This is a genomic window from Streptomyces sp. NBC_01176, assembly GCF_045039825.1.
GTDB lineage: Bacteria > Actinomycetota > Actinomycetes > Streptomycetales > Streptomycetaceae > Streptomyces.
This window is the reverse complement of sequence record NZ_CP108600.1, coordinates 7236266-7261272: the sequence shown is the minus strand read 5'-3', so window position 1 is coordinate 7261272 and position 25007 is coordinate 7236266. Positions and strand designations below refer to the sequence as shown.

Annotated in this window: 21 protein-coding genes; 5 read left to right on the top strand and 16 right to left on the bottom strand. The window is 71.2% G+C overall.

Translation table 11 applies throughout. From position 1 onward, the window contains the following. The first annotated feature begins 1 nt into the window (after position 1). Together OG199_RS31425 and OG199_RS31420 are read left to right on the top strand one after the other, a co-directional pair. Positions 2 to 475, top strand: coding sequence for a GNAT family N-acetyltransferase (locus tag OG199_RS31425; protein ID WP_356805965.1), 474 nt, complete (start codon positions 2 to 4; stop codon positions 473 to 475). A gap of 80 nt (positions 476 to 555) precedes the next feature. Further along, on the top strand, positions 556 to 2007 hold the full coding sequence (locus OG199_RS31420; protein WP_405832314.1) for a peptidoglycan D,D-transpeptidase FtsI family protein: 1452 nt from the start codon (positions 556 to 558) through the stop codon (positions 2005 to 2007). A 62-nt stretch (positions 2008 to 2069) separates the two neighbouring features. Here OG199_RS31420 and OG199_RS31415 read toward each other — a convergent pair whose 3' ends face one another. The 14 genes from OG199_RS31415 to OG199_RS31350 form a co-directional block, all read right to left on the bottom strand. Continuing rightward, entirely contained in the window at positions 2070 to 3521 is a 1452-nt protein-coding gene (locus OG199_RS31415) for an NCS2 family permease (protein WP_356805961.1), read from the bottom strand. Positions 3522 to 4042: 521 nt separating this feature from the next. Next, complete coding sequence (locus OG199_RS31410; protein WP_356805959.1) at positions 4043 to 4837, bottom strand: HAD family acid phosphatase; 795 nt, start codon at positions 4835 to 4837, stop codon at positions 4043 to 4045. Between the two features lie 347 nt (positions 4838 to 5184). After that, entirely contained in the window at positions 5185 to 6282 is a 1098-nt protein-coding gene (locus OG199_RS31405) for a pectinesterase family protein (protein WP_401809950.1), read from the bottom strand. 2 nt (positions 6283 to 6284) lie between these two features. After that, positions 6285 to 7601 (bottom strand): pectate lyase, encoded by a 1317-nt coding sequence (locus tag OG199_RS31400; protein WP_356805955.1) that lies wholly within the window; start codon positions 7599 to 7601, stop codon positions 6285 to 6287. 321 nt (positions 7602 to 7922) lie between these two features. Next, positions 7923 to 9260 carry a sugar ABC transporter substrate-binding protein gene (locus OG199_RS31395; protein WP_356807872.1) on the bottom strand — a complete coding sequence of 446 codons (1338 nt, stop codon included), beginning with the start codon at positions 9258 to 9260 and terminating at the stop codon, positions 7923 to 7925. A 172-nt stretch (positions 9261 to 9432) separates the two neighbouring features. Next, on the bottom strand, positions 9433 to 11040 hold the full coding sequence (locus OG199_RS31390) for a family 43 glycosylhydrolase (protein WP_405832311.1): 1608 nt from the start codon (positions 11038 to 11040) through the stop codon (positions 9433 to 9435). Next, a complete protein-coding gene (locus OG199_RS31385; RefSeq protein WP_405832309.1) occupies positions 11040 to 11894 on the bottom strand; it encodes a PmoA family protein in 855 nt (284 codons plus the stop codon). Before OG199_RS31385 ends, OG199_RS31390 begins: the two co-directional genes overlap by 1 nt. Then, a complete protein-coding gene (locus OG199_RS31380; RefSeq protein ID WP_405832307.1) occupies positions 11891 to 13078 on the bottom strand; it encodes a Gfo/Idh/MocA family protein in 1188 nt (395 codons plus the stop codon). The genes OG199_RS31385 and OG199_RS31380 overlap by 4 nt, the downstream gene beginning before the upstream one ends. 5 nt (positions 13079 to 13083) lie before the next feature. Next, complete coding sequence (locus tag OG199_RS31375) at positions 13084 to 13986, bottom strand: carbohydrate ABC transporter permease (protein WP_356807865.1); 903 nt, start codon at positions 13984 to 13986, stop codon at positions 13084 to 13086. Then, entirely contained in the window at positions 13983 to 14918 is a 936-nt protein-coding gene (locus tag OG199_RS31370; RefSeq protein WP_356807863.1) for a sugar ABC transporter permease, read from the bottom strand. The genes OG199_RS31375 and OG199_RS31370 overlap by 4 nt, the downstream gene beginning before the upstream one ends. Positions 14919 to 15061: 143 nt before the next feature. Further along, positions 15062 to 16810 (bottom strand): L-arabinonate dehydratase, encoded by a 1749-nt coding sequence (araD, locus tag OG199_RS31365; protein ID WP_356807861.1) that lies wholly within the window; start codon positions 16808 to 16810, stop codon positions 15062 to 15064. Then, positions 16798 to 17706 (bottom strand): dihydrodipicolinate synthase family protein, encoded by a 909-nt coding sequence (locus OG199_RS31360; protein ID WP_405832304.1) that lies wholly within the window; start codon positions 17704 to 17706, stop codon positions 16798 to 16800. The genes araD and OG199_RS31360 overlap by 13 nt, the downstream gene beginning before the upstream one ends. Next, positions 17703 to 18359: a GntR family transcriptional regulator gene (locus tag OG199_RS31355; protein ID WP_356807859.1), complete on the bottom strand. Its 657-nt coding sequence runs from the start codon at positions 18357 to 18359 to the stop codon at positions 17703 to 17705. The genes OG199_RS31360 and OG199_RS31355 overlap by 4 nt, the downstream gene beginning before the upstream one ends. 235 nt (positions 18360 to 18594) lie before the next feature. Further along, positions 18595 to 19182, bottom strand: coding sequence for a TIGR03086 family metal-binding protein (locus OG199_RS31350; protein ID WP_356808990.1), 588 nt, complete (start codon positions 19180 to 19182; stop codon positions 18595 to 18597). 162 nt (positions 19183 to 19344) lie between these two features. On the opposite strand from OG199_RS31350, the gene OG199_RS31345 reads away from it, so the two are divergent. Then, entirely contained in the window at positions 19345 to 20520 is a 1176-nt protein-coding gene (locus tag OG199_RS31345; protein WP_356808163.1) for an MFS transporter, read from the top strand. Between the two features lie 253 nt (positions 20521 to 20773). Here the strand turns inward: OG199_RS31345 and OG199_RS31340 are convergent, their stop codons facing one another. Together OG199_RS31340 and OG199_RS31335 are read right to left on the bottom strand one after the other, a co-directional pair. After that, entirely contained in the window at positions 20774 to 21946 is a 1173-nt protein-coding gene (locus OG199_RS31340) for a hypothetical protein (protein ID WP_405832302.1), read from the bottom strand. After that, complete coding sequence (locus OG199_RS31335; protein ID WP_356808159.1) at positions 21943 to 22896, bottom strand: 5-dehydro-4-deoxyglucarate dehydratase; 954 nt, start codon at positions 22894 to 22896, stop codon at positions 21943 to 21945. Before OG199_RS31335 ends, OG199_RS31340 begins: the two co-directional genes overlap by 4 nt. 253 nt (positions 22897 to 23149) lie before the next feature. Here OG199_RS31335 and OG199_RS31330 point away from each other — a divergent pair, with 253 nt between their 5' ends. Both OG199_RS31330 and OG199_RS31325 read left to right on the top strand, forming a co-directional pair. Then, positions 23150 to 23974, top strand: a complete 825-nt coding sequence (locus tag OG199_RS31330; protein WP_266698268.1) for an NAD(P)-dependent oxidoreductase — start codon at positions 23150 to 23152, stop codon at positions 23972 to 23974. A 269-nt stretch (positions 23975 to 24243) separates the two neighbouring features. Continuing rightward, positions 24244 to 25005, top strand: a complete 762-nt coding sequence (locus OG199_RS31325) for a DeoR/GlpR family DNA-binding transcription regulator (RefSeq protein ID WP_401809927.1) — start codon at positions 24244 to 24246, stop codon at positions 25003 to 25005. Positions 25006 to 25007 lie beyond the last annotated feature (2 nt).

Here is a 25007-nt window from a genome sequence, read left to right as displayed (position 1 = left end):
CATGGAGGTCGCGCTCCGCCCGGTCCACGACAGCGACCTGCCGGTCTTCTACCGCCAGCTGAACGACCCCGAGTCCCTCCGGACGGCCGCGTTCACCCCCAGGGACCCGGCCGACCGGGAGGCCTTCGACGCCCACTGGAAGCGTGTCCGCGCCTCGTCCGACGTGCTGACGCGCACGGTCCTCGCGGACGGCGACGTGGTGGGCAGCGCCGCGGTGTACGGGGAGCCCGGCGAGCGGGAGGTCACGTACTGGATCGACCGCGCCTACTGGGGCCGGGGCATCGCGACGGCCGCGCTGCGGGACCTGCTGGCCGAGGTGCCCGAGCGCCCGCTGTACGCGCGGGCGGCGGCCGACAACGCGGGGTCGCGGCGGGTCCTGGAGAAGTGCGGGTTCCAGGTCACCGCTCGGGCCCGGGGGTACGCGCACGCGCGCGGCGAGGAGACGGACGAGGTCGTCCTCACCCTGGCGCGCTGACTCGGTCATCATGAACGGCGGATGAGAAATGCCGCCGGAAGGGAACGCTTCGCCCCCGCCCGCTCGTCCTTCTGAGCGGGATGAACAAGACGATCAGGCGTGCCGCCGTCTTCACCCTGCTGCTCGTGATCTCCCTGCTGGTCAGGGCGACCTGGGTGCAGTTCTACGACGGCAAGGCACTCGCGGACGACAAGAACAACCGGCGGAACGCGATCGAGCAGTACGCGAACCCGCTCGGGAACATCATCGTGGCCGGCGACGCGATCACCGGTTCCGCGCAGACGAAGGGCAGCGACCTCAGGTACAAGCGCACCTACACCGACGGCAGCCTGTACGCGGCCGTCACGGGCTACAGCTCGCAGGTGTTCGGGGCGACCCAGCTGGAGGGCATCTACCGGAACCTGCTGGACGGCACGGACATCCAGCTCAGGAACCCGCTCGACACGGTCACCGGCAAGCGCGCCGATCCCGGTGACGTGGTCACGACGATCGACCCGGACGTGCAGAAGGCGGCGTACAGGGCGCTCGGCGACAAGAAGGGCGGGGCCGTCGCCATCGACCCCACGACCGGCAGGATCCTCGCCGCCGTCTCCACGCCGTCCTACGACCCCTCGCTGCTGAGCACCGGCGACTCCGCCGCCTGGAAGAGGCTGACGAAGGACCCGGACAAGCCGATGACCAACCGGGCGATGCGCCAGCCGCTGCCCCCGGGGTCCACGTTCAAGCTGGTCGTCGCCGCGGCGGCGCTGGAGGACGGGCTGTACGCGGACGTGGATGCCAAGACGGACAGCCCGAACCCGTACACGCTGCCGAACACGACGACCGTCCTGAAGAACGAGAGCGCCTCCGCGCCCTGTGCGGACGCCCCGATCCGTGTCGCGCTGCAGTACTCCTGCAACAACGTCTTCGCGAAGATGGCCGTCGACCTCGGCCAGGACAAGCTGAGGGCGATGGCCGAGAAGTTCGGCTTCAACGACACCTCGCAGGACGTGCCGGTGCGGGCGTACCCGAGTGTCTATCCCTCGGACATGGACAAGTCGTCCACGGCGCTGACGGGCATCGGCCAGTTCGACGTGACCGCGACCCCGCTCCAGATGGCCATGGTGTCGGCGGCCATTGCCAACGGCGGGAAGCTGGTCTCGCCGCACATGGTGACGCAGACCAGTGACGCCGACGGCAATGTGGTGGAGAACTACGACGACCGTACGGAGACCAAGGAGATCGTCAGTCCGTCGACCGCCGAACAGCTCCAGTCCGCGATGCGCACGGTCGTCGAGGACGGCACGGGCACGAACGCGCGGATCCCGGGCGCGACGGTGGGCGGCAAGACGGGAACGGCCCAGCACGGCGAGAACAACAGCAAGACGCCGTACGCCTGGTTCACGTCGTACGCGAAGTCCGACTCGAACGGCAAGGAGATCGCCGTCGCGGTCATGGTCGAGCAGTCCGACGCGGCCCGCTCCGAGGTCAGCGGCAACGGCCTGGCGGCCCCGGTGGCCAGGGCGATGATGCAGGCGGCCCTGAAGAACTGAGGCGCCTCGCCCGACGCGAGAGGGGCCGCCCGCATCCCCGGGGCGGCCCTTCTCGCGTGCCGTCACTTGACGCCGAACAGCTGCCTCACCGGGTCGATCGCGAAGTACACGAGGAACAGCGCCGACACGGCCCACAGCAGCCAGTGGACCTCACGGAGCTTGCCGAGCACCGCCTTGATCACGACGTAGGCGACGAAACCCGCACCGATGCCGTTGGTGATCGAGTAGGAGAACGGCATCGCCGCGATGGTGAGGAACGCGGGGATCGCGATCTCGAAGTCGTCCCATTCGATGTGCTTGACCTGGGTCATCATCAGGAAGCCGACCGCGACGAGGGCGGGGGCCGCCGCCTGGAGCGGGACGATGGTGAGCAGCGGGGTCAGGAACAGGGCGAGAGCGAACATGCCGCCGGTGATCAGGTTCGAGAAGCCGGTCCGCGAGCCCTCGCCGACCCCTGCCGCGGACTCGATGTACGCGGTGTTGGACGAGGCGGAGGCCGCGCCGCCCGCGACCGCCGCGGCGCCGTCGATGAACAGCACGCGGCCGATGCCGGGCACCTTGCCCTCGTCGTCGAGCAGCCCGGCCTCGGCGCTGATGCCGACGATCGTGCCCATGGCGTCGAAGAAGTCCGAGAGGATGAGGGTGAAGATCAGCAGGACGACCGTCAGGGCGCCGGTCTCGCCGAAGCCGCCGAACAGACTGAAGTGACCGACGAGGCCGAAGTCCGGGGCGGCCACCACGTCGGAGGGGATCTTCGGCGTGGTCAGGCCCCAGCTCTTGATGTCGGCGGCCGAGTTGATGATCACGGCGAGCACGGTCATCGTCACGATGCTGATCAGGATGGCGCCCTTCACCTTGCGCGCCATCAGTCCGATGGTGAGCAGGACGCCGAGACAGAAGACCAGGACGGGCCAGCCGGTCAGCGAGCCCGTCGCGCCCAGCTGCACCGGCACGGTGGTGTTCGCGATGTCCGGGATGCGGCTGACGAAGCCGGCGTCCACGAAGCCGATGAAGGCGATGAACAGCCCGATGCCGACGCCGATGGCGTGCTTCAGCTGTTGCGGGATGGCGTTCATGACCGCCTCGCGCAGTCCGGTGAGCACCAGTACGCAGATGATGACGCCTTCGATGACCACCAGGCCCATGGCGTCGGGCCAGCTCATCAGCGGGGCGATCTGGAAGGCGACGACGGCGTTCAGTCCGAGGCCCGCCGCGATCGCGAGCGGCAGGTTGCCGCCCACCCCCATGATGACGGTCATCACCGCGGCCACCAGGGCGGTGGCCGTGACGAGTTGGCCGCTGTCGAGGTGGTGGCCGAACTTGTCCTTGGCGCTGCCGAGAATGATCGGATTCAGGACAAGGATGTAGGCCATCGTGAAGAACGTGGCGAAACCGCCGCGTATCTCCCGCCCGAACGTGGAACCCCGTTCGGAGATCTTGAAAAACCGGTCGACGCTGTTCGTCGCCGGTGGCACGGCACTTGGCCGCTCTGCCACCTTCTGCGCTTCGGACATGGTGATACTCCTCGTAACCTGCGTGGCGGGTGTGCGGATGCTGGCTGGATTGTTCCCACGTCGAACCGCATTCAGGTTTTCCCCGTGTTACGGATTCCGGTGCGGCCCGCCACACGCCGTCCGAGCCCCTGGACGAACGCCGCTGCCCTCGCGCGTCGCGCCCCACGGGGGCACCGGTTCCCCGCGGGCGGCGCACGAGGACCGTATACGCGGCCAGGCCTTCCGGCGTGGGCGCGCCACGGACCGACACCCCTGCGCGGGCGGGCGGGCGGCCGGCGGCGCCTCCCGCACGGATTCGCGTCACGGGACAACCACCTGCTCGATTTCTCCGTCCTTTCCAGTGCGTGGAGGAAGAACACCGGTCGGCGGCTCCACGGGCTCGGCCACGAAGAGCCCGGTGCGCCGTTCGACTCCATGGATCTGCTGGCCTGAGCCCCCCTCGGAGCCAGTCAGAGAAACGCCCCCGCCGGTGACGACCGGCGGGGGCGTTCCCCTCGCCGCACAGGGCGGCTGAGGACGCGTCAGCTGACGAAGTACGTCGGGTTCGGCAGCTTGTAGGTCTTGTCGGCGTAGCCGCCGTCGAGGTCCGAGTACTGGTCGCCGAAGTTGGCGACGATGTCGTAGCCGAGGGACTCGATGTGCTTACGGGTGCCGGCCTTGTACTGCACGGTGGTGCAGTTCCAGGCGGCGGCCGTGGCACAGGCGCTCAGGTACGCGGGCGGGTTGGCGGCGTCCTTGAGGAACATGTGGGCGGCGTCGAGGTTGACGTCGGCGCCGACCTTCTTCAGGTTCGTGACCGCGTCGACGCGCTGCGACTCCTTCAGGCCCGAGTTGTAGAAGACCTCGACGCCCTTGGCCTTGGCGTACGCGACGAGCTCGGGGGTGCCGAAGACGGCCGGGCGGTCGGCCTGGGCCACGTACGACGTCCACGTGGCGCCGTTGTACGTGTAGTTGGTCTTCTTCTCGTAGTCCAGGGAGAGCAGCAGCGTGTCGTCGATGTCGAAGACGACCGCCGGCTTCTCGCCCCGGTGCCGCGCCTTGTGCGCCGCCTTGTCGATGTGGCGCTTGGCGTCCGACTCCAGGCGCGCCAGGTCCTTGGCGTACTGGCTGGTGCTGGAGGCCTGGTACACGCCGTTGCTGTCGAGCGTGGTGCCGTAGTAGGTGTCGATGTCCTTGACCAACACCCCGATGTTGTAGGGCTCGTGGGTCGAGTTCGCCGTCGACTGCCCGGCGGTGGCGACACCGGTGCCGTAGAGGGCGGCGCCGGCGACGGCGCAGGCGGCACCGACGGCCGCCGCTCTGAGGGACTTCCGCATGGGTTCTCCGGATCTGGGTGAGTTGGATTAACCGGCCGTTCCGCACCAGGTCACCGACTGTCTACGCGCATCACCCACGACACGCGAGAGCCTTTATCCGATCGATATCTCACCCACAGGGAGCACTTCCGTCGATGCATTGCCCGCCAATGACAGGTCCTTGACCTTTCCTTGAAGCGGTCCTCCTGGGGTCGGAACGCACATGCGAACGATGCGTCGGACGGGGAGATCCGCATGGGTGAGGGCAACGGCGACGGCATGCTGGGCGGACGCCCTGGCGGCATTTCGTCCGTTCGTGTCACGGCACGGTCCTGGCGGCGCTCGTTGACGCGGGGAGGGACGAACCGTCACGGGCACCAGTCCCCGAGGTACACCTCGCGGGTCGCCGATTCGGCCTCCACGGAGCTCAGTTGGGGCCGGTTCGGCGGGATGCTGATCAACGCTCCCGGTCCCGTGTTGCGGTACTCGGCGAACCGCTGACTCTGCCACGGGTAGGTGTCCGACATGTTGGCGTAGGGCGCGACCGCGTCGATCCCGACGGTGAGCCGGGTGTCGCGGACGGTGAGCATGGGCCGGGCGGTGGTGTCCGAGCTGGGCACCCAGGGGCGGGCCAGCTTGTAGTACGCGTCCGGGGCCTCGCTGCTGACCCGGCCACGGATGACCAGGTAGCCGCGCGGGTCGGCGCGCGCGGTGGAGGGGGCGAAGACGAAGCCGTACGGGGCCCCGGCCAGGTCCGTACGGTTCAGGGCACGGAAGTGGCAGTGCTCGAAGACGGCGGTCGCCCGGCCGAAGACGAAGTCCACGTCACCCTCGACATAGCAGTCGCGGTAGTACTGCCGGGCGAAGGTGCCGAGCGCCATGGAGTCGGCGTACAGCGTGTCCTGGTGGCCCAGGAACCGGCACCCCACGAAGGCCGAGCGGTCGCCCTGCACCTTGATGGCGACCGCCTGGGTGCCGGTGATCCCGGGGTGGTCGGCGCGCAGCCAGTCGTTGGCGAAGGTGATCCGGCGGGCGGTGAACCCGTCGGCCTGCACGGTCGTGGTGGCCGACCCGGTCGTGCCGTAGGTGCCGCCGCCGGGCTTCGGCGTGCCGGCCGCGTTGTCGTACACGACGACGACGTCCCGCGGGTCCCCGGAGGCGCCGATCCAGGTCATCTCCGTACGGTCGGCGCCGACGGCCACCGTCTCGCGGTAGGTGCCCGGGGCGAGGACCAGCGTGTATCCGCTTCCGCTCGCCGCGTTCACGGCGGCCTGGACGGTGGTGTGGTCGCCGCGCCCGCCCGGATGCACGTACAGAGTGCGGGTGGTGAGGCGGGCGGAGGGCGAACCGTAGCGTCCGAACGGTGACCGGGTCGCCGCGCGGGCGGGTGCCGCGAGCGCCGGAGCCAGGACGGCTCCGATGCCCGCGGCGACGAACGCCCTTCTGTTGAACGGGACTTCGGCCATGGTCAGCAGACCTTGCCGGCGCCCGCGCGGTGGTCCACGATCCCCGGCACCGCCCTCGGCGGATCGACCCGGGTCCGCAGGGTCGGTGTCCAGCCGGCGCCGGACTGCAGTGTCTCGGACGGGATCTCCGCGTTGTGCACGGCGATCAGGTCCGTCGCCACCCCGTTGACGTAGTTGTCCGCGGCGGTGAGCGGCGCCTCCTTCCACTTCTTCAGGACCGTCGCCGCGCTGATTCCGCTCGGCAGGGTGAACGCGTTGTGCTCGGCGACGAGTTGGGACTCCATGCCGATGCCGTAGCTGTACGAGAAGCCGTCGCCCGCGACGAAGTGGTTGTTGTACGAGTCGACCTGGCCGAAGCGGACGCGCGGCGCGCGCTCGACCAGGTTCGAGAACAGGTTGTGGTGGAAGGTCACCTTGAGGTGGCCCCGGTCGACCGCCGCCGTGGACGCGCTGTCGCTGTTGCCGACCAGGATCGTCTTGTCGTGGTCGGTGAACACGTTCCAGGAGGCGGTCACGTAGTCCGCGCCCTTGACGATGTCCAGCTCGCCGTCGTGCTGCTCGTAGATCCGGCCGTAGTACGAGGGCAGCGAGCTGTCGGGGTGGTCCCCGTCGGTGAAGGTGTTGTGGTCCAGCCAGACGTGGGTGGATCCGTAGACCACCGCGCTGTCGTACTCGGAGTTCCAGTTGCCGACGGCCGTGTCGGTCGGGTCCCACTGCGGGAAACAGTCGAGCGGGCTCTCGAAGGTGAGGTTGCGGACGATGACGTTGTCCACGGCCTCGATCTGGAGGCTGGCGCCCTTGAAGCCCGCGTTCCTGCCGACGCCGATGAGGGTGGTGTTGGCGGGGATGTCCACCTTGATGGCGGTGGCCTGGCGGGCGGCGGAGGCGCGGCGCAGGCCTTCGGGGCTGTCGTCGGGCTCGGCTTCCAGGTTGGTGCCGTAACCCCAGTTCTCCGGCGCGTACTTCTGCAGATAGGCGTCGAAGTCGTAGCCCGGCACGGCGAAGGAGTCGCAGCCCTCGGCGACCGCGTCGATCGTGCCCTTCACCTTGATGATCCTCGGAGCGGTCGAGCCGTTCTTCAGCGCGGCCTTGAACTCGGTCCAGTTGGTGACGGTGTAGACGTGCGCGGCGTCGGCCGCCGCTCCTCCGGTGGTGCCGGTGGTGGCGGAGCCCCAGCCGTCGCCGGCGGAGAGGGTCTGGCGGCCGGGGTCGCGGGGCCGCGTCTGGGCCTGGGCGGTGGTGCCGGTGGCGGCCAGGACCAGAGCGGTGCATCCGACCAGGGAAGCTATGGCACGTGCATGACATCTGGGGGTGTTCATGGTGCGGCTCTCTCTTTCCGGTGGGTCGGTGGATCGACGGGTCGGTGGGTCGGTGGATCGGTGGCCAGTAGGACGAGGGGATCGGGGGGACGGGTGCGGTGGGGCGTGAGGTGGCACGGGGGAAGGGCCCCGCGCGGGCCGGCCGCGGCCGGCCCGCGGGTCAGGAGGCGCCCGTGCAGGGCGGTCCCGCGCCCTCGGACCGGCCGTCCTCGGACGGCCGCGCACGGACCTGCCCCGCACGGACCGGCCGGCGCAGCGAGCCGGCCCGGCGGACCGGCACGACGGACCGGCGGAGCGGACCGGCGGAGCGGACCGGCGGAGCTAGTGATTCGCCTTCCAGTCCGCCTGCGCCTTGTTGAGCTGGTCGGCCAGCGTGTCCAGGAAGTCCTTCGCGGTCATCTTCCCGAGCAGCAGCTTCTGGAAGTTGGGCTCGTTGTCCGCCTTGGAGATGGTGTTCCAGTCGGGCAGGTAGTACGGCAGCTGCACGATCTTGGTGTCGGCGCCGTTGAGTGCCTCCGCGGCGAGCCTGGTCGGCTCGGCCCGCTGGATCCAGGCGTCCTTGGCGGCGTCGGTGTTCGCCGGGACCTGGCCCGCGGACTCGTTGAACTTGGAGTTCTCCGCGGCCGAGACGGCGAACTCGATGAACTTCCAGGCCGCCGACTTGTTCTTGCTGGACTTGAACAGGCTCAGCCCGTCGACCGGGTTGGACACCTGCACCCGGGTGCCGTTGTCCTGCGTGGGGTTCGGTATGCCCTTGAACTTCTCCGCGCCCAGCGCCTTCAGATGATCCTGGTAGGAGCCGAGGTTGTGGCTGAGCATGCCGATGCTGCCGCTGTCCCACTGGGCGACCATCTTGGCGAAGTCGTTGTTGACGTCGGCGGACGGGGTGTCCTTCTTGTACAGGGCGATGTACTTCTCCAGGGCCGCCACGTTCTTCGGGTCGTTGACCGTGGTCTTGTCGCCGTTCCAGAACGAGGTGAGGCCCGTCTGGCCGTACACCGCGTCCAGGGCCGGCGCGATGGCACCCTCGCCGCCGCGGATGGTGAAGCCGAACCGGTTCCTGCCCCTGTCGGTGAGCTTGTCGGCGGCCTCGTAGAACTTCGACCAGGTGGTCGGCGCGTCCAGGCCCGCCGCCTTGAAGAGGTCGGTGCGGTACCACAGCGTGCCGTTGTTCGCGGAGGTCGGCACCTGGTAGAGCTTGCCCGCGCCGCCGGCGGCCCGGCTGACGTCGAGCAGGTTCTGGCTCAGCTTGCCGTTCAGCGGGCTCTTCTCCACGCGGCTGTCCAACGGGTCCAGCGCTCCCTGGACCGCGACCTCGGCGAGCATCGCGGTGCCCACACCGCCGACGTCGGGCAGGCCGCCGCCCTGGATGGCGGTGTCGTACTTGGACTGGGCGCTCGCGGCGGGGATGCCGACGTAGTTGACCTTGATGTCCGGGTACTTCTTCTCGAAGTCCGCGATGATCTGCTTCCAGATGTCGGTGCGGACACCGCCGTTGTTGTCCCAGAAGGTGATCTCGCCCTTGCCCGAGCCCTCGTCGCCCTTGTCCCCGGCCGCCCCGCTGCCGTTGTCGCCGCAGGCGGTGGCGGTGAGCGCGAGCACGGAACCCAGGGCGACGGCCAGCGCGGAACGCCTGGTTCTGTGGATGCTGATCTTCATTGGTCGGCTCTCTTCTTCTGGTTCCAACAGGGTTGCGGGGTGTGGTCGGTCATGGTCGGCCGGTGCCGGCGGCACCGGCCCCGGACGTCCGGCAGGCGGTTTCGGAAAGCGCTTGCTCGGGAGATACGGCACTGCGGCTCCCCTCGGGCTCACGGATGACGGTCGATGACCCTCAGGGGGTCGCGGTGATGCGGAACTGCGTGAACGAGGCCGCGCCGGCGTGTCCCGCGCCGGCGGGGGCGAGCGCGAACAGCCCGAGCAGGGCGCCGACCCAGCGCCAGGGGGTGGCGGCGAAGACCTGGCCGGAGGACACCCGGCCGTCGCCGACGTCGTACGAGAAACGGCAGCGCGCCCCCGCGCCGGTCTCGATCCACAGTCGGGCCCGCCCCTCGGGCGCCTCCCGGGGGACGGCGGCGTCCCGCTCCCTGCCCCACGGCCCCGAAGGCGCGACGGGCGCCCCCGTCCCGAGGGACTCGGCGAACCGGTGCACGAGCCGTACCGACCCGTCGGGGTGGCGCTGGAGCCCGATCCAGCTGAACGCGTCCCCGAGCACGGCGAGTCCCGCCCGCGCGCCGGGCTCCTCGCTGTCGAGCCGCAGCTCCACCTCGGCGGTGGCGGCGATCCCGGGCAGCCGCTGGGTGAGGACGTGCGGCAGCTTGCGCAGGTCGTGCGCGTCCGCCGTCCGTACACAGGTCAGCCGCAGCCCGTCCGAGGAGTGCTGGGTGGCCCAGCCGTCGTAAGGGTCCCCCCCGTTCGAGCGGAGCCGAGAACTTGATGGAGGGTTCGCGGTCCACTGCCACTGCCGCCCGAACCGGCCGCCCGGGAAGTCGTCGTCGGTGGCGGGCGCCGAGGGCGGCTGCCGCGGCAGATCGGGCTTCCGGTGCACGGCGACGGGGGTGCCCTCGTCGCCGATCACCGGCCAGCCGTCCGGCCCGTCCCAGCGCATCGGCTGGAGGTGCACGACCCTCCCGTACGGACCACGGTGCTGGAAGTGCGCGAACCAGTCCTCGCCGGCCGCCGTGCGCACCCAGCCGCCCTGGTGCGGGCCGTTGACCCCGGTCTTCCCCTGTTCCAGCACCACCCGCTCCTCGTACGGGCCGAAGAAACCGCGCGAGCGGAAGGCGCCCTGCCAGCCGGTCTCCACTCCCCCGGCGGGCGCGAAGATCCAGAACCAGCCGTCGTGCCGGTAGGCCTTGGGCCCTTCGAGGGTGAACCAGCCGGGGATACGGTCCGCGTCGATGATCACCTCGCCCTCGTCGAGCAGGCCGGTGCCGTCGGGACGCATCCGGTGTCCGGTGAGCCGGTTCTTCACGCCCGAACGGGATGCGGCCCAGGCGTGCACGAGATAGGCCTCGCCGGTCTCCTCGTCCCACAACGGACAGGCGTCGATCAGCCCCTTGCCCTCCTTCACCAGGTGCGGTCGGGTCCAAGGGCCGCGGAACTCGGGGGCGTTGACCTGGAAGATGCCGTGATCGGGGTCGCCCCAGAAGATCCAGAAGCGTTCGTCGTGATGACGCAGGGACGGCGCCCACACCCCGCGGTCGTGCCTGGGCCTGCTGAACTCCTGCACCGGTTCGAGGCGTTGCAGGGCGTGGCCGACGAGCGTCCAGTTGACCAGGTCCCGGGAGTGCAGCAGCGGCAGGCCCGGCACCCGGCCGAAGCTGGAGGCGGTGAGGTGGAAGTCGTCCCCGACACGCAGCAGATCGGGGTCGGACCAGTCGGCGTCGAGAACGGGGTTGCGGTAGGTGCCGTCGCCCAGGTCGGCGGAGGGAAGGGCCATCAGGGGTTCACCGCCCTGCGGACGAGCGCGGCGGCCTCGCTCCGGTCGAGGGTGCCGTCCGCGACGACGGTCACGACCCGGCGTTCGACGGTGTCCCCCGCCCCGATGGGCAGCCGCTCGGTGTGCGCGAGCGAGGAACCGACGCCCGGATACTCGGCGGTGCGCACGAACCACGGGTCGCGGCGGGTCCGTTCGGTGGCCCCGGCGAAGACCAGGGTCCAGCCGGCGCCCGCGAGCGCCAGCCAGTCGGCGGGGGCGCCGTGCACCGCCTCCTCGCCCTCGGTGGCGGCGGTGAAGACATGCGGCGCCCCGGACTCCTTGCGGGCCCGCCAGAAGAAGCCGCCGTAGGCCGCGCCCGGCCGCCCGTTCGTGGCCGGGCTGCCGATGGAGAGGGGTCTCCGGGCCGTGTTCGTGAGCGCGAAGGTGAAGTCCAGCGCCCAGGCGGAGTCGGTGAGTCCGGTCGCGGTGACGGTACGGCGCTCACGCAGCAGCTCGCCGCCCGCGGCCACCCAGCGCAGCTCCTCCACGAAGCCGTCCGGGTCGCTCAGCCGGAAGCCGGAGTGCCGCTGGGCGCCGTGGTTGGACAGCTCGGTCGGCCCCTGGTCGCGTACGTAGGTGCGCCCGCCCCAGAAGTTGTGCCCCTCGACGTCGGGAACGGCGACACCGACGCCGAGGTGGTGGAGGTGGTCGGCGGGGCTGAACTCGGTGACCGCCGTGCCCGCCAGGGTGGTGACCGGGTGGAGGTACGGGCGCGGGGACAGCCGGGCGGACAGCTCGGGGCGGGTGTGGTACCGGCCGACCGGGCGGCCCGCGACGCGCAGGACCGGCGACTCGTGGTGGGGCGCGGTGTTCATCCGGTGCTCACCTCGTTCGGGGGCGCCCAGGAGGCGCCCAGCTCGGAGTAGAGGGCGAGGGTGTCGGCCGCCGCGGCGACGAGGCCGTCGATGCCGCGCACGATCCGGCGGTTCTCCGCGGGGACCGTCTCCCAGGCGTCCGTCGGCAGCGCGACCGGGTCGGGCGCCCGTCGGATCGCCTCGACGACCTTCATGAAGGCGCCTGTCGACTCGGGAGTCACCAGCAGCTCGTCGCCGTCGGTCAGATGTGCGACCAGGTTCTCCAGCAGGTCCGTGCGGCCGTACTCGATCTCCTCCGGGCCGTGCCCGGAGCGCTGCACGAGGACGCGGTCGAGCTTGTACCAGAAGGCGATCCGGCCCCCGCTGCCGTGCACCAGGACGTACGGTTCGCCCGGCCGTTCGGCGCAGAGGGTGGCGGCGACGGCGACCCTGCCCCGGGGGGTGGTGACGCGTACGCAGGAGGTGTCGTCGGACTCGATGTCGTTGGCGCGCAGCAGTTCGGTCTCGATCGTGCCGACGTCCTCGGCGCGGGTGGCCCCGTGCAGCGCGAGGGCGGTGACGACGGCGTGCGCGAGGGGGTTGGTGAGGGCCCCGTCGATCACGTCCACGCCGTTCAGACGGCGCTTGCCCGCCCACGCCGCCCTGCGGTAGTAGGCCTCGTCGCGTGCCCAGGCGCCCGCTCCGCCGATCCCGGTGACCGTGCCGAGTACCCCCGACGCAATCATCTCCCGGATCGCCGGCAGGGCGTGCGAGCCCAGCGACTGGAAGCCGATCTGGCAGGCGACCCCGGCCGCCGCGACCCCGTCGGCCATCCGGCGGAACTCGGCGTACGAGGGCGCGGGGGGCTTCTCCAGCAGCAGGTGCACACCCTTGCCCGCGGCGATGAGCGCCAGGTCGGTGTGGGTCGGGATGGGGGTGCAGATCACCGCGATCGCGGCGCCGGTGGAGTCGAGCAGGGCCCCGAAGTCGGCGGACTGCTCGGGAGGCCGCCCCCCGAAGTCCTCGAAGTCCTCGAAGGCCTCCGCGAGTTCGTCGGTCGTGAGGGGGTTCAGCTCGCAGATGCCCGCCAGCCGTACGAGTCCCTTGTCCTGGAGCCGGCGGATGTTCCGCAGGTGCCAGCGGCCGTGGCCGCGCGCCCCCGCGAGGACGATCGGCAGCGGAAGGTCCCGGCCGGGCGTGTCCATCCCGCTCATCCCTTCACCGCCCCCGCGCTGAAGCCGGTGATCAGCCATTTCTGGATGAAGGCGAACACGATGACGACGGGGACGGCCGCGATGATGCCGCCCGCGGCGAGCGCCCCGAGGTCGACGCTGTCGGCGCTCATCAGCGTGTTGAGGCCGACCGGGATCGTCTGCTTGCTCTGGTCGCTGAGGAACATCAGGGCGAACAGGAAGTGGTTCCAGGCGTGCACGAAGGCGAAGGAGCCGACCGCGATCAACCCCGGTCGCAGCAGCGGGAGTACGACGATCCGGAAGGAGGCGAGGCGGCCGCAGCCGTCGACCCAGGCGGCCTCTTCCAGGGAGTACGGCACGTTCCTGATGAATCCGCTGATGAGGATCATCGACAGCGGCAGCTGGAAGACCGTCTCGGCGATGACGACGCTGCCCAGCGAGTTGATCATCTGGAGCTTGGCGAAGATCTGGAAGAGCGGTACCAGCAGCAGCGCGCCCGGCACGAACTGCGAGCACAGCAGCGCCAGCATGAAGCCGCGTTTGATCCTGAAGTCGAAGCGGGCCAGGGCGTATCCGCCGGCCAGGGCGACCACCGTCGTCATGACGAGCGTGGCGACCGCGATGAGCACGCTGTTCTGGAAGTAGGTACCGAAACTGCGCTCGGTCCACACCTTGTCGAAGTGCTCGAAGGTCATGGGCCACGGCACCAGCGAGGTGGAGCCGGCCGGGCGGAGCGCGAAGAGCAGGATCCAGTAGAAGGGGATCAGGGTGAAGAGGAGGTAGACGCCGAGCGGGAGGTAGATGTGCCAGCGCGGGACCTCGTCCCAGGCACGGCGCTTCGTGCCCGGGCGCCGCCGGGGTTCCTCGGCCGCCGGGGCCGGTGCCGCGGGGGCGCTGACGGTGACGTCCTCGGTGATCACTTGTCCCCGCCTCCGAACTTGCTCAGCCGCAGATAGACGATCGAGCAGAACAGCAGAATCACGAACGCGACCGTGGTGAGGGCGGACGCGTAGCCGAAGTTGTGTGCGTCGACACTGGTGTTGGCGATGTAGAGCGGAAGGGTGGTCGTCTCGCCCGCGGGTCCGCCGCCGGTCAGGGTGTAGAGCAGGTCGACGTTGTTGAACTCCCAGACCGCGCGCAGCAGCGTGGACAGGACGATGGCGTCCTTCAGGTGCGGCAGGGTGATGTGCACGAACTGCCGGAAGCGGCTCGCGCCGTCCACCTCGGCGGCCTCGTACAGGTCCTTGGAGACGGACTGGAGGTCGGCGAGGATGAGGATCGCGAAGAAGGGCACGCCGCGCCACAGGTCGGCGACGACGGCGGCCGGGAAGACGGTGGCGGTGTCCGACAGCCAGCTGGTGCCGTACTGGCCGATGCCGGCGTCCGCGAGGTAACGGGTGATGCCCGTCTGGGAGTTGTAGAGCAGTACCCAGATCGCGGAGGTCAGCACCCCGGAAACCGCCCACGGCGAGAAGACCAGCGCCCGGCCGACGGCGCGGCCCACGAAGGTCTGGTTGACGATCAGGGCCAGCGCCAGACCGAACAGCAGCTGCAGACCGACCTCGACGACGACCCACTGGGCGCTGAAGGTCAGCGTGTCCCAGAACTGGGGGTCGGCGGTGAAGGCGTGCACGAAGTTGTCGAAGCCCGCGAACCCGTTGCGCCACGGCTTGGTGGGGTTGTAGTTCTGCAGGCTGTAGTAGAAGACGCTGATGACCGGGTAGGCGATGAAGCCCAGCATCAGCAGCCCGGCGGGGGCGATCAGCAGATACGGGAGCCTGCGGGGCGTCGCCGAGCCGCGGCGCCGCCGGAGCGGCGCGGGCTGTTTCGCCACGGCTGCGGCTTGGGCCATGACTGTTCTCCGTTCTTGCGGGTGCCGTGGAGCGCTTGCTGTCGGTGACACAGGAAGCGCTTGCTACATGCGCATGGGGGACAGCGCTTCGGACGTGTCGATCGGGTGGTCGGCCGGGAGGCGCGGTCCTCGCAGGACCGCCCTCACCCGGCGTACGGATCCGGCACTTTGCCCGGCCGGGCCAGGAACGCGAAGTCGCAGCCGGTGTCGGCCTGGGTGATCTGCTCGTTGTAGAGCGCCCCGTAACCGCGCTCGTACCGCTCGGGCGGCGCCGTCCACAGCGCCCTGCGCCGCTCCAGCTCCGCGTCGTCCACGTCGAGCCGGAGCGATCGCGCCTCGACGTCCAGGGTGATCGTGTCGCCGGTCCGCACCAGGGCGAGCGGGCCGCCGATGTGCGACTCGGGCGCCACGTGCAGCACACAGGTGCCGTAACTCGTGCCGCTCATCCGGGCGTCGGAGATCCGGACCATGTCCCGCACGCCCTGCTTCAGCAGGTGGTCGGGGATGGGCAGCATGCCGTACTCGGGCATGCCCGGACCGCCCTTGGGCCCGGAGCCGCGCAGCACCAGCACGCTGTCCGCCGTGATGCCGAGGGACGGGTCGTCGATGGTCCGCTGCATCGTCCGGTAGTCGTCGAAGACGACCGCGGGCCCGGTGTGCTTGAGCAGCCGCGGATCGGCGGCGATGTGCTTGATGACCGCGCCGTCGGGACAGAGGTTGCCGCGCAGGACGGCGACACCCCCCTCGGCGGCGACGGGGTTCTCCCGCGGGCGGATGACGTCGTCGTTGTGCACCCGGGCGGTGGCCAGCTGCTCGCGCAGGGTGTCGTACGACACCGTCGGCCGGTCCAGGTGCAGCAGGTCCGTGATCCGCGACAGGAACCCGGGCAGACCGCCGGCGAAGTGGAAGTCCTCCATCAGGTACGTCCGGCCGCCGGGCCGTACGTTGGCGAGCACCGGCACGGTCCGCGCGATCCGGTCGAAGTCGTCGAGCGTGAGGGTGACGCCCGCCCGTCCGGCCATGGCGATCAGGTGGATGACGGCGTTGGTGGAGCCGCCGAGTCCGAGGACGGTCGTCACGGCGTCGGCGAAGGCCTCCTCGGTGAGGATGTCGGACAGCTTCCGGTCCCGGTGCACGAGGTCGACGATCCGCAGGCCCGCGGCGGCCGCCATCCGGTCGTGGCCGGAGTCGACGGCGGGGATGCTGGACGCGCCCGGGACCGTCACCCCGAGCGCCTCGGCGGCGGCGGTGAGCGTGGACGCCGTCCCCATGGTCATGCAGTGCCCGGGGGACCGCGCGAGCCCGCTCTCCAGTTCGGTCATCTCGCAGTCGCCGATGAGTCCGGCGCGCCTGTCGTCCCAGTACTTCCACATGTCGGTTCCGGAGCCGAGGACCTCGTCGCGCCAGTGCCCGGGCAGCATCGGCCCGGCGGGCACGAAGACGGCCGGCAGGTCGGCGGAGGCCGCGCCCATCAGCAGCGCGGGGGTGGACTTGTCGCAGCCGCCCATCAGCACCGCGCCGTCCACGGGGTAGGAGCGCAGCAGCTCCTCCGTCTCCAGGGCGAGCAGGTTGCGGTAGAGCATCGGGGTCGGCTTCTGGAAGGTCTCGCTGAGGGTGGAGACCGGGAACTCCAGCGGGAAGCCGCCGGCCTGCCACACGCCCCGCTTCACGGCCTGCGCCCGGTCCCGGAGGTGGACGTGGCACGGGTTGATGTCGGACCAGGTGTTCAGGATCGCGATGACCGGCTTGCCGAGGTGCTCCTCGGGCAGATAGCCGAGCTGACGGGTCCTGGCCCGGTGGCTGAAGGAGCGCAGCCCGTCGGTGCCGTACCACTGGTGGCTCCTGAGGTCCTCCGGGCGCCTCGTCTCCCGTCCCGTGTTCACAGGGGCCATCCCGCGGCGATGGCGGCGACTTCCGACCGCTCGGACTCGGACAGCTCCCTGCTCGGCGGCCGCACCTCGCGCCGGCACAGACCGAGCGAGGCGAGCGCCTCCTTGACCACGGTCACGTTGTTGGCGGAGGCGTCGGCGGCGCGCAGTTCCTCGAAGCGGCGGATCTGCTCCCAGACCTTCATGGCGGCCGGGTAGTCGCCGGAGCGGAGCGCCTCGATCATGTTGAGCGAGAGGGACGGGGCGACGTTCACCAGGCCGGAGGTGAAGCCGGTGGCGCCCGCCGAGAAGTAGGAGGGCGCGTAGGGCTCGGCGAGCCCCGCCACCCAGACGAACCGTTCGAGTCCCGCGTCCCGGGCGAAGGCGGCGAAGCGGGCGGCGTCCGGGACGGCGTACTTCACGCCGATCACGTTCGGGCAGACGTCGGCGAGTTCGGCGAGGCGGGCCCCCGGGAGCCGGGGGTTGCGGATGTAGGGCACGACCCCGAGCTCCGGCACGGACTCGGCGACGGCCCGGTGGTAGTCGAGCCAACCGCCCTCCGAGACGTAGGGGTGGACGGGCTGATGGACCATCACCATCCGCGCCCCGAGTTCTCGGGCGTGCCGGGCGGAGGCGACGGCGGTCGGTACGTCGTGCCCGACCCCGACCAGGACGGCGGCCCGGTCACCCGCCTCCTCGACGGTCAACTCCGTGACGAGCTGCCGCTCTTCGGGGGTCAGGGCGTAGAACTCGCCGGTGTTGCCGTTGGGCGTGAGGGTGCGGACCCCGCCGTCGAGCAGCCGGCGCAGCAGGGCCCGGTGGGTGTCGCGGTCGATCGTCCCGTCCTCCGAGAAGGGAGTCACGGGGATCGCCACGACCTCCGCGAGTGCCGCCCGCTGGGTCTCGTACGTCGCTGTCATTCCTGTCCGTCCTCTTCCCGGGCCGGGGGGAAGGCCCGTTGCACGAACGACGTGATGTGGGCGTGCAGCGCGCGGGCCGCGCCGTCGGCGTCGTCGTCGAGGGCCAGGCGCAGGATCTCCCGGTGCTCACCGGCCTCGCGCTCCCAGGACGGGTCGGCGGCCCAGGCGACCGCGGAGACCAGGGCGGCCTGGTCGCGGACCTCGTCGAGCATGCGGCCCAGCAGCGGGTTGCCGCAGGACACGTACAGGGCGCGGTGGAACTCCCGGTTGGCCAGGGAGCGTTCGGCGGTGTCGGAGGCGTCGTCGGCGCGGGTGAGCGCGTCCCGCGCGGCGGCGAGCGAGGCTCCGCGCAGGACGGACCGGCGCAGCGCCTCCGGCTCCAGCAGCAGCCGGACGTCGTACACCTCGCGCGCCATGTCCGCGTCCACCATGCGCACCGTGACGCCCTTGTACTGGTTCATGACGACGAGTCCGGTACCGGCCAGGGTCTTGAGCGCCTCGCGCACGGGCGTCTTCGACACCCCGAACTGCGCGGCGAGCTCGCTCTCGACCAGGGCCTGACCCGGCGTCAACTGCCCGGTGAGGATGCGGTGTTTGATCCCCTCCAGCACGAACTGCGTGCGGGACGGTATCGGTGTGGGCACAGAGGTCATGCGCGCCTCTCGGATCTCACGTATCGGATCTCACGTATCGCGTCTCATATATGACGTACGAAGTACGACGCGATGAACGTAGGAGCGCGCTCGTGTTTCGTCAACGCTTCGGACAGAAGAAAGGGCGACGAATCGCGGAAGGGCCCCGTCCGAAGCCGCAACGGGGCTTCGGACGGGGCCCTTCCGGGGTGTACTAGGGCGTGTCGCGAGGCAGGCGGGACTTCCGCCCCACGCCCTAGGACTTCCAGCCCGGGTCGCGGCCGCTGAGCGCGATCACACGGTCCAGCAACGGCGCGTCGTCCGGCACCGGCACCACGGGGCCGAACAGGCCTCCGCCCCGGCCGGGATCCTGGGCCGCCGCGGTGAGGAAGCCGTAGGAGACGTGCAGCGCGGCCGGGTCGGGCTCGTACTCCTGGCCGGTGGCGCGGGCCAGATCCCAGCCGTGCACGACCAGTTCGTCGGCGACCACGGCACCGGCGACGGGGCCCGGCAGGGACACCCCGCCCGCTCGGGTCTCCCCCGCCCAGGCCGCCGGGTCGCGCCAGACCTCCGCGAGTTCGTCGAGTGCCTTCGGCAGGGTCTCGCGCCAGTCCGGGGCGATGTCCGGCACGGCCGTGTCCGGGCTGGTGTCGGTCCTGGCGCCCAGGTTCTTGCGCCCGGCGTCACAGAAGGCGACGGCCAGTCCGCCCACATGCCCGAGCAGGTGGCGCACCGCGTACACCGGGCAGGGGGTGATGTCCTCGAGCTGCCGCTCCGTCACCCCCGCCGTGAGTCGCGCCACGATCAGGGCCTGTGGCCCGAGGTCGAGAGTCGGGTCGGTCATCGGCTGCTCCTCAGTTCCGAATCCTCACAGTGTCCGCTCACGGGGTAGACCGGGGACGCGCCGAGAACTCATCGGCGCGGCGCCCGGGGAGGGCCGGAGTGCGCCGGTCTAGGGCACCTGCCCGATCCCCGCCGGCCCTCCTTAGGACCACGATCACCTGCCATGACATGGACAGTGACGCGTGTGCTGCGGGACCGCGACGCGGGCCTCTATCTGACCGCGGTGGTGGTCTCCGGCTTCGGCTCGTCGGCGATGTGGCTGGTGTCGGGCATCTGGGTCAAGGACCTGACGGGCTCGAACGGTCTGGCGGCCCTGTGCGTGTTCGCGCTCTGGGCCCCCGTGCTCGCCGGCCCCCTCCTGGGCACGCTCGCGGACCGCACCCGCCGCCGGCCCCTGCTGATCGGCACGAACCTGGCGCTGGCGGTGCTCCTGCCGACCCTCCTCGCCGTGGACGCCCCGGACCGGCTGTGGATCCTGTTCGCGGTGCTCCTGGTCTACGGCACGGCGGGCGTCGTCCACGACGCCGCCGAGTCCGCGCTGGTGGCCGCGGCGGTCGACCGGAGCCTCCTCGGGGACTTCAACGGGCTGCGCATGACGGCCAACGAGGGCATGAAGCTGCTGGCGCCGCTGGCCGGGGCGGCCCTGTACGCGGCGTACGGCGGCGCGCGGGTCGCGCTCCTCGACGCGGTGACGTTCGCGCTGGCGGCCGGGGTGTGCGCGCTGCTGCGGGTCCGGGAGAAGCCGCCCGCCCCGGACACCGCGACCTGGCGGTCCCGGACGGCCGCGGGCGCACGGTACGTCCTCGGGCACCCGGAACTGCGGCCGCTGGTCCTGGCCGGCGGTACGACGATGCTCTTCGCGGGTCTCAACGGCGCCCTGATCTACGCCGTCGTCGAGGGACTGGGCCACTCCCCCGCGTACGCCGGGCTCCTCTACGCCGTCCAGGGCGCCGGGTCGGTGCTGATCGGCCTGGTCTCGGGGCCGCTGCTGCGGCGGTTGGGGGAGCGTCGCTTCGCCGCGTACGGGATCGCGCTGACCGCGGTGGGGGCCGGGGCGCGTGCGGTGACGTCCGACGGGGTGGCCCTGGTGTGCAGTGCCGCGATCGGGGCCGGCCTTCCCTGTGTGCTGATCGCCGCGTACACCGCCGTGCAGCGTGAGACGCCGGGGCCGCTGCTCGGGCGTACCGCCGCCACCGCGAACACCCTGATGTTCGTGCCGAACGCGCTCGGACTGGCGGTCGGGGCGGGGGTGGTCGAGCTGGTCGACTACCGCCTGCTGCTCCCGGTGCTGGCGCTCGCCCGCCTGTTGACGCTCCGGCCTCTGCTGACCCGGCGCTGAACCTGCCGTCGCCCCGGGGGCCGCGCCCCCGACCGCATCGGCCTGAACGGCCTCGTCCTCGAACGCCGGACGGCCCGAAGATCCCGACCCGCGCCGAATACGCCGGGCACGGGTCACGCGCCCAAGGGTCGCGAGGAACCGCGCGACCAGCCCCCACGCACCCGCACCCGAACACCCGCGCGCGAGCCACGCCCTCAACGGGCGCGAGGACCCGCGCGACCGGCCCCCGCTCGGCCGCACCCGGAGAACCGCCTCAGGACGCGCCCCTCAGCGCCCCCCTCACCGCCTCCAGATCCCCCTCCGAAGCCAACCCCGCGTGATACAGCCGCAGCTCCCCCGCTCCCAGCGAAGCCGCCCGCGCCGCGTCGTCCGCGAGCGTGCCCGGACTGCCTCCCATGCCCGACACGACCGTGAAGTTGGCGGCCAGTACCGCCGTCTCCCGCCCCTGCCGCGCGAACGGTGTCAGCAGTTCCGTCCCGCCGGTGCAGGGCACCACCACCCCGTCCGCCACGGAGAGGATGTGCGCGGGGTCGACCCCGGCGTTCGCCCCGCAGTGGAACGACTCGGGATCGGCGTGCAGGAGCACCTGGAACCCGTCGGGCGCGGCCGCCCGTACCGCCGCGACCGTGGTCTCCTGAAGCGAGCGGGCCACCCCGTCGCGCCACGCACGCGTGGCGCCCGCCACCTCGCCGCCGAGCAGCTTCTCGATCGCCGGCCAGCCCCCGTCCGACGGCACGGCCCCCCGCCACACGGGCTCCAGGGCCTCCCGTACGGTGGCCGCCACCTCGCCGGCGTCGAGCCCGTGCCCCGCGTACCCGTCCCGGCACGCCGGGCAGAAGCACAGTGACATCAGGTACTGCCCGGCGTCCCCGAGTCCCACCCCGCCGATCTTGTCGTGCGCGTGCAGATGCGCCATCCCGTACCACCCGAGGGACTCCAGCTCGGTGCCCCGCGCCCCGGGCCGCACCGCCGCCTCCACCGCGAGGTCGACGAGGTACTCCCGCGTGCCGGCCTGGGCGACGCACGGCGCCCACCCGTACCGGTCGCCGTACGCGTTGACGACGGAGGTGGCCGGATGTTCGGCCCCCAGGCGGGAGTTGTGCGCGAGGACCACCCATGTGTGGACGTCGAGACCGGCCTCGGCGAGCGCGGCGGCGGCCGTCCCGTACGCGTCCCCGGGCGCCCAGTCCCCGGCCTCGTACGGCCGCAGCGCACGCCCGGCCCATCGCGCGCCGTCCACCGGGTACAGGACGGCCGCGTGCGACGCCGTCACGATGCGGTGCCGGGGGTGACGAGGGGTCAGCGCACGGGTGGAGTGGTACGCGGAGGCGAGTGTCGCCTGCCGCACCCCGAGCCCCGCGATCCGTCCGGCCGCCGCCGGGTCCCCGACGACGTCCCACGGATAGACGAAGGCCGACGCCTTCACAGGCCCTCTCCCTCGACCGGCTCCAGCAGCGCGTACCCGCGCTCGACCAGCTCGGCGAGCTGCTTCACATGGTCCTCGGTCGGCTCGTGCAGCGGCGGCCGCACCTCCCCCACGTCCAGGCCGCGCAGCCGTACTCCCGCCTTGACCAGCGACACGGCGTAGCCGCGCCCCTGGGCGCGCAGATCGACGAACGGCCGGTAGAACCCGTCCAGCAGCCGGTTCACCATGTCGTCGGCCCCTGCGTTCAGCGCGGCGTGGAAGGCCAGCGCGATCTCGGGCGCGAAGCAGAAGACCGCGGACGAGTACAGCGTGATGCCGATGCCGCGGTACGCGAGGCCCGTCAGTTCGGCGGTGGGCAGCCCGTTGAAGTACAGGAAGTCCCCGGGGACCTCGCTGCGCACCGCGCTGACGACGCGCTGCATCAGGTCCAGGTCGCCCAGCCCGTCCTTGAAGCCGATGATCCCCTCGGTCCGGGCCAGTTCGACCACGGTCGCGGGCGTGAACACGGCGTTGTCGCGCTGGTACACCACGACGTCCAGCGAGGTGGCGGCGGCCAGCTCCCGGTAGTGGCGCAGCAGCCCCTCCTGTCCCGCGACCACGAGGTACGGCGGCATCGCGAGCAGCCCGTCGGCCCCGGCCTCCTCGGCGAGCCGCGCGAACCGTACGGCGAGCGCGGTCCCGTACCCCGCGCCCGCGACGACCGGCACCCGTCCCGCCGTCTCCTCCACGGCCGCCCGCACGCACTCCTGGAACTCCTCGGGCGCGAGCGCGTGGAACTCGCCGGTGCCGCAGCAGGCGAAGACCGCGGCGGCGCCGGCCTCGACGCCGCGCCGTACGTGCTCGCGGTACACGTCGAGATCGAGGGCGCCGTCGGGGCCGTACGCCGTGACGGGGAAGAACAGCGGCCCGCTGGGGATGCTGAGCCGAGCGGCAAGGGGGACTGACGTCACGGACTCTCCCTGAGGCAGATGCTCACGCACGCGACAGCGGGTGCATGTTTCTGATCCACGTCCATATTTCTGAACGCGACCACGCTAAAGCGCGACCTTGGGGCCGGTCAAGCGCACAAACCCGCAACACGGCGGCGGATTGACCGCCTCCGCGCGACACTTGACTCGACAGGCGGGCGATCCTTAGCGTGTCCATGGATGTGAATGCCGTACAAGCATACGGCCGCTCGCGTGGCCCTGAGGAGACACCCGCATGCCCGCTCCCCGCACCGTTCTGCTCACCGGCGCCGCCGGCGGACTCGGCACCCTGATGCGGGGGCTGCTGCCCGGGCACGGCCACCGACTGCGCCTGCTCGACCTGCTCCCGGTCGAGGGCGAGCCGGACGCGATCACCGCGGACCTCGCCGACCGGGCGGCGCTGCGCGAGGCGGTACGCGGAGTCGACGCGATCATCCACCTCGCCGGCATCTCCCTGGAAGCCTCCTTCGACAAGATCCTCAAGGCGAACATCGAGGGGACGTACAACCTGTACGAGGCGGCGCGCGAGGAAGGGGTACGGCGTGTCGTCTTCGCCTCCTCCAACCACGCGGTCGGCTTCACCCCGCGTCCCCGGGGGGACGCCCCGTTCGGTGCGGACTCCCTCATCCCCGTCGACACCCCCCGCCGGCCGGACACCTTCTACGGCCTGTCGAAGTCCTTCGGCGAGGACCTGGCCCAGTTCTACTGGGACAAGCACGGCCTGGAGACGGTCTCGGTCCGCATCGGCTCCTGTTTCGCGGAGCCCACCAGCGTGCGCATGCTCTCCGTGTGGATGAGCCCCGAGGACGGTGCCCGCCTCTTCCACGCGGCGCTCACCGCCGAGAACGTGGGCCACACGGTCGTCTACGGCTCGTCCGCCAACACCCGTCTGTGGTGGGACCTGTCGACGGCACGGGCGCTGGGCTACGAGCCGCAGGACGACTCCGAGCCGTACGCCGAGAAGCTCATCGCCGAGCAGGGCGAGCTCGACCCGGACAATCCGGACCACGCCCATCTGGGCGGCCACTTCACCACGCACCCGCCGATCTGGCCGTACTGACGGCGCGGCACGGGCACGACGGAGCGGGCGGGCACCGAACGGGCCCGCCCGCCGACGTGTTCGGGCACGAACCCTGCCCGATCCCACCCCCGCACCGGCTCCGCCCCAGGTCCGGAGCGCTCCCCCACGCCGCCGAACGGGCACAGCCGGGCATCATCGGGCGTGCAACAGGCCTGGTCAGTGCCGCGCGCCCGCTGTAGAACTTCCTCCAAGGCCCGACCGGGCCCGAACGGGCAGCGAGGACAGGACGCGGGAAGCGGGTGCCGACCATGAGCGCGGAAGAACGTCAGCGGGAGATCGTCCGAGTTGCCCGCCGTACGGGTTCGGTCGACGTCACCGCGCTCGCCGCCGAACTGGGCGTCGCCAAGGAGACCGTACGACGCGACCTGCGCGCCCTGGAGGACCACGGTCTGGTACGCCGCACCCACGGCGGCGCCTATCCCGTCGAGAGCGCCGGGTTCGAGACGACGCTCGCCTTCCGCGCCACCAGCCACGTACCCGAGAAACGGCGGATCGCGGCCGCCGCGGCCGAACTGCTCGGGGACGCCGAGACGGTCTTCGTCGACGAGGGCTTCACCCCCCAGCTCATCGCCGAGGCCCTGCCCCACGACCGGCCGCTGACCGTGGTCACCGCGTCCCTCGCCACCGCGGGCGCGCTCGCCGAGGCCGACAACACCAGCGTCCTGCTGCTCGGCGGCCGGGTGCGCCCCGGCACTCTCGCCACCGTGGACCACTGGACGACGAAGATGCTCGCCGGCTTCGTCATCGACCTGGCCTACATCGGCGCCAACGGCATCTCCCGCGAACACGGCCTCACCACCCCCGACCCGGCGGTCAGCGAGGTCAAGGCCCAGGCGATCCGGGCCTCGCGGCGCACCGTCTTCGCCGGCGTGCACACCAAGTTCGGGGCGGTCAGCTTCTGCCGCTTCGCGGAGGTCACCGCCCTGGAGACGATCGTCACGAGCACGCTGCTCCCGACAGCCGAGGCCCACCGCTACTCCTTGCAGGGACCTCAGGTCATACGCGTCTGAAC